At 44.6% G+C, this 8000-nt stretch carries 6 protein-coding genes and 1 tRNA gene; 1 reads left to right on the top strand and 6 read right to left on the bottom strand.

From position 1 onward, the window contains the following. Nucleotides 1-4 precede the first annotated feature (4 nt). Nucleotides 5-80: transfer RNA gene (locus Q0Z62_RS02930), tRNA-Ala, on the bottom strand. Between the two features lie 366 nt (nucleotides 81-446). On the opposite strand from Q0Z62_RS02930, the gene Q0Z62_RS02925 reads away from it, so the two are divergent. Continuing rightward, complete coding sequence (locus Q0Z62_RS02925; RefSeq protein WP_298050604.1) at nucleotides 447-2564, top strand: bifunctional diguanylate cyclase/phosphodiesterase; 2118 nt, start codon at nucleotides 447-449, stop codon at nucleotides 2562-2564. Here Q0Z62_RS02925 and lnt read toward each other — a convergent pair. The 5 genes from lnt to miaB form a co-directional block, all read right to left on the bottom strand. After that, on the bottom strand, nucleotides 2462-4087 hold the full coding sequence (gene lnt / locus Q0Z62_RS02920) for an apolipoprotein N-acyltransferase (RefSeq protein ID WP_298050602.1): 1626 nt from the start codon (nucleotides 4085-4087) through the stop codon (nucleotides 2462-2464). The two genes, Q0Z62_RS02925 and lnt, sit on opposite strands and share 103 nt — an antisense overlap. Before the next feature lie 4 nt (nucleotides 4088-4091). Next, nucleotides 4092-4967, bottom strand: a complete 876-nt coding sequence (locus Q0Z62_RS02915; protein WP_298050600.1) for an HlyC/CorC family transporter — start codon at nucleotides 4965-4967, stop codon at nucleotides 4092-4094. 69 nt (nucleotides 4968-5036) lie between these two features. Then, nucleotides 5037-5519, bottom strand: a complete 483-nt coding sequence (ybeY, locus tag Q0Z62_RS02910; protein WP_298050598.1) for an rRNA maturation RNase YbeY — start codon at nucleotides 5517-5519, stop codon at nucleotides 5037-5039. Further along, nucleotides 5516-6514 carry a PhoH family protein gene (locus tag Q0Z62_RS02905; RefSeq protein WP_269900436.1) on the bottom strand — a complete coding sequence of 333 codons (999 nt, stop codon included), beginning with the start codon at nucleotides 6512-6514 and terminating at the stop codon, nucleotides 5516-5518. Before Q0Z62_RS02905 ends, ybeY begins: the two co-directional genes overlap by 4 nt. Further along, the gene (gene miaB / locus Q0Z62_RS02900) at nucleotides 6514-7914 is read right to left on the bottom strand and encodes a tRNA (N6-isopentenyl adenosine(37)-C2)-methylthiotransferase MiaB (RefSeq protein WP_269900435.1); all 1401 of its coding nucleotides are present in this window, start codon (nucleotides 7912-7914) and stop codon (nucleotides 6514-6516) included. The genes Q0Z62_RS02905 and miaB overlap by 1 nt, the downstream gene beginning before the upstream one ends. Nucleotides 7915-8000: the final 86 nt, after the last annotated feature.

Below are 8000 nucleotides of genomic sequence, written 5' to 3'. Positions count from 1 at the left end.
TTTTTGGTGGAGGTAAACGGGATCGAACCGATGACCTCTTGCATGCCATGCAAGCGCTCTCCCAGCTGAGCTATACCCCCATTTGTTTCGATCAATTTCTTGATCTCTGCAACGAAGAATTAGAATTATGCACTAACTTTTCTTTTAGTGCAAGTCTTTTTTAATTTATTTTTAAAGAAAGACTTGATGTGCAAATTAACAAAACAAAAGGTAATATGTAATTAAATCATTCCTTTTGCAACTGCTTTTCTGCAGCACTTGATAAGTATAGCACCTGTTTTGAAAAAGTACATAGTTTTTTTTGAATTTTTTGCAAAATGTTGTGGTAGGTTAACCTTGCTTAACATTAGCGGGTTTCTCTTCTGCTTGCCAAGCCGCAGACAAGGTATATTCCCCGTATATTTATTGTGGTTGATGACCACAGCTCCATCAATAACGAGAATCTAATGCAACGCATACCCAAAGAACGAGCTCGTGCTACTAAAAAGCAAAATCAATTATTCCTCAGTTTGGCCAATAACACCTTAATTGGGGTAGGTGTCATTAAGCAACAGCGTTTCACTTTTGTGAATCGTAAGCTGGCTTCGATGACAGGTTATGATCGTCAAGAGCTGTTGGCGCTGGTGGATGTTCGGCAGATATTACCTTCGTTTTCTTGTGACTTAATCGAGCTCTCGGAGGAAAAGAACGAGCATCTAATAGAGACAAAGCTATTAACCTACAGTGGTCGCCGTTTTGATGTTGAACTATGCGCTATACGTACGGTGATTAGTAATGAGGATGCAATTGTTTTATTTGTTCTAGATATCAGTGGTCGTAAAAAGAATGAACGACTGACTCAGCTTGCTTCTTTAGTCTATGACAATACCTGCGAAGCTATTGTGGTGACAGATGAGCATGGTTTAGTGGTGGATGTGAATCCGGCTTTTGTTGATGTAACGGGTTATGAGTTGTCTGAAGTCATTGGTCGATCCATGAGTATTTTATCCTCTGGTCGCCAAAGCCCTGCTTTCTATCAACAAATGTGGGCACAGTTAAAAGAAACGGGGAGATGGCAGGGTGATGTCTGGAATAAGCGAAAAAATGGAGAGGAATACGCTGAACGATTAAATATCAGTACGAGCTATAACCCGGATGGGTCCGTTTTTAGACGTATTGGGTTATTTTTTGATATTACTCAGGACAAAGAGCGTGAACAACATATTTGGCGTCAAGCAAATCACGACTACTTAACAGGCTTACCTAATAGACAGATGTTCCAGGCTCGTTTGCAGCAAGCGATGCAAGAAGCCGATGAGCAAAAGAAAGAATTTGCTCTGATTTTCCTGGATTTGGATTTATTTAAGGATGTTAACGACTCCTTAGGCCATGATGTCGGTGATTTATTGCTCAAAGAAGCCTCAAAACGACTCCTGTCATGTGTGCGTGACACGGATACGGTGGCTAGGATTGGTGGTGATGAGTTCACCGTGATTGTGGCTGATATCCCTAATCAGTCTGTGGTAGAGCGAATTTGCGAACAAATTTTAATAAAAATCGCGCAGCCTTATATATTAGGAGAAAACACGGCTAATGTGTCCGCTAGCATTGGGGTAACCATTTATCCTGAGGATGCTGCCGACGCTGGAGGTTTGCTCAAAAATGCAGATATGGCCATGTATGCGGCAAAAGAATGTGGTCGCAATCAATATTGTTTCTTTTTGCCAGCGATGAGCGAGGCCATTCAGGCTCGTATGCTGTTTTCGCAGAATTTACAGACAGCGATTGATGAGAATCAGTTTATTTTGTATTACCAGCCTATTATTGATATGCGTACAGGGCGGGTACATAAATTTGAGGCTCTAATCCGTTGGGAGCACCCAGAGTTGGGTCTCGTTCCTCCTTCAGAATATATTTCCTTTGCAGAGGATTGCGGTTTAATTGTAGATATTGGTAATTGGGTGTTTTATGCTGCCGTACAACAACTTAAAAAATGGTATGCGCGTGGTCTAAATTACCAGATCAGTGTGAACGTCTCACCAGCACAGTTTTATGCAGATGGAATTAATGTAGATCAGTGGGTAAAGCTGATTCAAGAGGCGGGTTTACCACCGTCCTGTATTGTCATTGAGATTACAGAGCGTCTCTTGTTAGAAGCCAACCCTATGATTACTAAAAGCCTACATCAGTTACGCCAAGCAGGGCTATCCATTGCCTTAGATGATTTTGGTACAGGTTTTTCTTCATTAACCTATTTAAAGCGCTATCCTATTAATTTTATTAAAATAGATCAATCTTTTGTGCGTAATTTAGCCCCTAACTCAGAAGACTTGGCTCTTTGTGAAGCAATGATTGTAATGGCTCAAAAGTTAGGTTTAGGGGTGATTGCTGAGGGCATAGAGGGCCCTCAACAAGAGGCTTTGTTACTGGAGGCAGGGTGCGTCTTAGGGCAGGGCTATTTATATAGTCGACCTGTTCCTGTTCAGGAGCTAGAGCGCTGGCTTGCAGAACGTAAAGCTCTTCCGACAAATAGTAGCAAGAATAAAGACCAGACAATCACAGGCCAGTTACCCCAAGCTACATAGGGCGTCTGCCCTGTGGTGCCTTGTATTTCTACGTCTAAAACGCCAACAGAATGTGTGGGTAAAGCTGCTTGAATATCACCATTCGGGAAAATAGCAGCAGTTACTCCAGTATTTGTAGCCCGTAGCATTGGTCGAGCCGTTTCAATGCTACGCATTCTAGAGATTTGTAAATGTTGCCTTAGTGCCCACGTATCACCAAACCACGCTAAATTGCTGATATTGACTAATAAGGTGGCTCCGGCTCCGTGTTCTTGATGATCACGTACGCTTTGGATGATCTCTTCGCCAAACACATCTTCGTAACAGATGTCAGGGCCAATAAACTGTGAGTTTAAGGCAAAATTGGCTTGGCGAGTCTCGCCGCGATTAAACTCACCCAGAGGAATATTTAGTAGATCAAGAAACCAATGAAAGCCGGGGGGAATGAACTCGCCGAAGGGAACAAGATGGTGTTTGTCATAGCGTTGCGCGAGCTGTAATTGTTGAATAGCGGTGGCAGAGCTGTTGCTGTCTATAGTGATTGCACTATTGGTGTATACCCCTTTTTCTCCACGCTGAGAATAAAGAGGAGCGCCTAAAAGTAATGTAGCTTGTTGCTGCGTAGCGATATCGATCCATTCCTGCCAAAACTCAGTTTGCCATTGATGCTGAAAAAGAGGAATGATGGTTTCAGGCAGAATGATTAGATCAGGTGCAGTTTCTGGACTTTTGGCCTCTAGAGCGGCGAGTTTCTTGTATAAATCGACCCCGTCATGCAAGCGGGTCGGATCAAATTTCATGTTTTGATCTATATTTGCCTGTGCTAAGCGCACAAAAAAAGCCTCTCCATGGGGTGAATGCCATTGAATACCGCCTAACACAATGCCGATGACGGCAGAAAGAGCCGCAATACCTAATGGGAAACTATATTCTTTAGGTGCATCTTGACGACTATTTAAGGCAAAAAAGGCGAGTGTTGCTGAAGTAAACGCAGCAAACCACGCGACGCCATAAGAACCGAACAGAGGAGCCCAGCCAGCAAACATGCCATCTACATGGGCATAGGCAATATTTAACCAAGGAAATCCGGTTAAAAAAGTTCCTCGAATCCATTCTAGAAGCACCCAGGCGCTAGCGCTAACCAGTGCTGCGCCTAGCTGTTGTCGCCAATTTAAGTTTTTCGGTTGTCGGATAAGCAGACGCATTAAGGCGATAGCAACTACATAGTACAGTGCCATCACAGAGGCAAATACCACTAAGGCGCTAGAGGCCAGTAGGGGAGACATGCCGCCATAGTCGTGCATACTGACATAAAGCCAATACACACCGACGCTAAAATTGGCTAAGCCAAAGATCCATGCGCCGAATAGGGCTGTTTTATGGGATTTTGTTTTAAAGGTAAAAAACAAAAGCGCCATAAAGCTAAGTAGCTGAACAAACTGCAGAAGTGCCGTAGGCAAAGGAGCTGGGGCAAAGCTAAGGGAGTGAATGACCCCCGCAATCAATAAAGGAATAAAAATAGGGGGGGTAAAACGAGTTATCACAGCATTAGCCAAGGTTAGAGTCTGCGGGGGAATCTGCTGGAGCTTCGCGCTGCACGTGTAGCCAAAGAGCTCGTTTTGCATCGGCGCGAACAACGGTAATGTTAATACCTTGAATGGTATGGCTATCACCGCGTTTTGGAATGGTTCCCATTTCTGCAGCTAGCCAACCGCCGATGGTATCGTAATCATCATTAGATAGATGGGTACCAAAGGCCTCGTTGAAATCACTGATCTCTGTTAATGCCATGACACGCCAACTATTATTGCCAGCTTGGAAAATGGTTTGAGCATCTTCTTCGTCGTATTCGTCCTCGATATCACCAACGATTTGCTCAAGTACATCTTCCATTGTGATTAAGCCTGCCGTACCCCCATGTTCATCAATAACAATGGCAATATGATTGCGGCTACTGCGGAACTCACGTAGTAAAACGTTCAGTTTTTTGGTTTCGGGGATAAAAACAGCAGGGCGCACCAACGGCAGTAAGTCAATATTTGGATTGGCAATCGACAGTAGTAAGTCTTTGGCTAATAAAATGCCAACGATATTGTCACGGTCATCCTTATAGACAGGAAAGCGTGAGCGGCCTGTTTCTACAATCAAGGGCAGTAGCTCGGCAATAGGCTTACTAATATCGAGTAAATCTATTTTTGAGCGGGGCACCATGATGTCAGAGACGGTTTTACTTGCCACATCGAGAGCACCTACAATCATTGTGTAGGCTTCGTGATCGATGACATTGCGTTCAAGCGCGGTCTCTAGGATGACTTTAATGTCTTCGCGGTCGGTGGGTTCGGCTCGGCGCTGAAAAAATCGGCTAAAAGATGTTAGGCGTTTTTTACTGCGCGGCTCAGGTTCGGGGGGATAATGTTCTGACATGCCCAAAAGGACGGAGTTAATAATGAATTAGCATAACCCAAAAATACGTCTGGGTTACGCATAAATGGCTTAATAAGGGTTAGGAATGTTGAGACTGTGCAAAATATCGACCTCTAGAGCCTCCATATCCTCTGCATCATCATCTTCAATATGATCGTAACCTAAAGCATGTAGGACACCATGCACACATAGATGGGCTGCATGGTGAATAAAGGGTTTACCTTGCTCTAAGGCCTCTTTCTCTAAGACTGAGGTGCAAATAATAATGTCACTACTTATTGTGCCCTCTGGGTCAATACCGTATTCAAAAGTTAACACATTGGTTGCGTAATCTTTATCACGGTATTGCTTATTTAATTCTTGCCCTTCTTTTTCGTCACAAAAACGCAACGTAAAGGCAGCTTGATTAAAGGGGGGGACTAGGTCTGCATCCTCATAAACAGTACTCGCTGTTTGCAAAGCGGTCTGAACCCAGAGATGCAGGCGTTCATCCGTTAGCTCTGTATGAGTGACTTCGTGCTGAATCGTGAGATCTAAAGGAATAGGGTTCATTTCTCGTGTGCCTCGTAGGCTTCAACAATACGTCCGACTAAGGGATGGCGAACGACGTCTTGGCTCGTAAGCTGGCTAAGAGCTACGCCCTTGACCCCTTTTAGAATAGACACCGCATGCATTAACCCACTGCTTTGGCCTTTAGGGAGATCAACTTGTGAGGGATCTCCGGTAATAACGGCTTTACTGCCAAACCCAGTGCGAGTTAAAAACATTTTCATTTGCGATGGGGTAGTGTTTTGTGCCTCATCCAAAATAATAAAAGAATGATTTAAGGTACGACCACGCATATAGGCGAGAGGAGCAATTTCAATGATTTGTTTTTCAAAGAGACGCTGAGCTTTTTCAAAACCCATTAAGTCATGCAGAGCATCATAAAGTGGACGCAAATAAGGATCTACTTTTTGATTTAAATCCCCTGGTAAAAAGCCTAAGCGCTCTCCAGCCTCTACAGCAGGTCGGGTTAATACAATACGTTGAACGACCTCGCGCTCTAGGGCATCAATGGCACAAGCGACTGCTAAAAAGGTTTTACCAGTACCGGCTGGGCCCACTCCGAAAGTGATGTCATGATTCAAAATTTGACTGAGATAGTCGCGTTGGCGCGCAGTACGAGGGCGTAAATCCCGACGGCGTGTACGCAAATTGAGTTCACCCTCGTTTAGCACAGGAGCGATAGGCTCATAATCATTGACAAAGTCTTTGATGGGATCTGGGTTTTTTAGTGGTTTGTCATTAGCCTGAAGCTCAACTAAGCCCAATTGTATATCGTCAAGGCTCAAGGCCTTGTGTACTGAGCGATCATGGAACCAACGCACAGCATGTGCTGCTCGTGCTGCTTGAGTTCCTTCGATGAGGATGTGCTCGCCTCTACGTCGTAATTGCACATCATAAGCGACAGCAATTTGTCGTAGGTTTTCGTCTAGAGGACCACAAAAATTAGCTAAATGTGTATTGTCACCCTCTAGGTGTACGGTTTTTTTTGGGTCAGACATTAGACGCCGCTCACCTGATCCGATGTCACTATTTCACCACGTAAGGTGTTGGTCAGTGCTTCGGTAATGCGAACCTTGACGAGTTGACCGATAAGACGAGCATTGCCCGGAAAGTTTACGATCCGGTTGTTCTCTGTGCGACCCATAATTTCATTGTCATCACGGCGTGATAATCGCTCTACCAAGACGGTTTGCTCTGTGCCAATCATATCCTGAGCAATTTGGTTCGCTTGCTCGTTAACTAGGGCTTGTAAACGGTGTAGACGGGCAAATTTTTCTTCTTTGCTTACGTCATCAGCCAAGTCGGCAGCGGGTGTGCCAGGACGACGAGAGTAAACAAAGGAGAATGAGGTGTCAAAGCCCACATCTCGGATTAGTTGCATTGTTTTTTCAAAATCAGCTTCTGTTTCACCAGGGAAGCCCACAATAAAGTCCGAAGAAAGCGTCAAGCCTGGGCGTGCGGTACGTAATCGACGAACTAGTGATTTGAACTCTAAGGAGGTATAGCCTCGTTTCATGGCGCTCAAAACGCGATCACTTCCGGCTTGTACAGGTAAATGTAAAAACGGAACGAGCTTGGGTAGTTTGCCATGAGCCTCAATCAGACGAGAGGTCATTTCCTTGGGGTGTGAGGTGGTATAGCGAATACGCTCTACTCCAGGGATCTCGTGAACATATTCTAGCAGCATAGCGAAATCGGCAATTTCGTCGGAATCGGGCATCGCGCCACGGTAGGCATTCACGTTTTGGCCAAGTAGGGTGATTTCTTTAACGCCTTGGTCGGCTAAGTCAGCGACCTCAACCAGTACGTCCTCAAAGGGGCGCGAGATCTCTGCTCCACGGGTGTAGGGGACGACACAGAAACTACAGTATTTGCTACAGCCTTCCATAATAGAAACAAAGGCAGTAGGGCCATCAATTTTAGCAGGAGGTAGATTGTCGAATTTTTCGATTTCTGGAAAACTAATATCTACCTGCGCTCGGCCACGCTTTTTACGTTCTACAATAAGCTCAGGTAGTCGGTGCAGGGTTTGCGGACCAAAAACCACATCGACATACGGAGCACGTTCGATAATGGTTTTACCCTCTTGGCTTGCGACACAACCACCTACCCCAATGATTAAATTTGGGTTTTGTTGTTTGAGATGACGAACACGTCCTAAATCAGAGAATACTTTTTCTTGTGCTTTTTCACGTACTGAGCAGGTGTTAAATAAGATGATGTCAGCTTCGTCAGGATTGCTGGTTAGCTCTACAGGGCCATGCTCATTTAAAACATCAGCCATTTTATCTGAATCGTATTCGTTCATTTGGCAACCAAAGGTGCGAATGAATAATTTACGAGGAGTGGCCGTTGTGGTGTCAGAAGGAATAGAGGGTGTGATTTGATCGTTTTGCATAATAAAAGCCGTTGCGGGTGTTGACCCCGTGGGCAAAAGAGTTAAAAGAGTTAAAACGATCAATTATACCGCGCTACAGCATGTAA

It is taken from the genome of uncultured Paenalcaligenes sp., from assembly GCF_947630565.1.
GTDB classification, from domain to species: domain Bacteria; phylum Pseudomonadota; class Gammaproteobacteria; order Burkholderiales; family Burkholderiaceae_B; genus Paenalcaligenes; species Paenalcaligenes faecalis.
The sequence above is the reverse complement of the archived record's forward strand: the minus strand, read 5'-3'. Positions and strand labels throughout refer to the sequence as shown.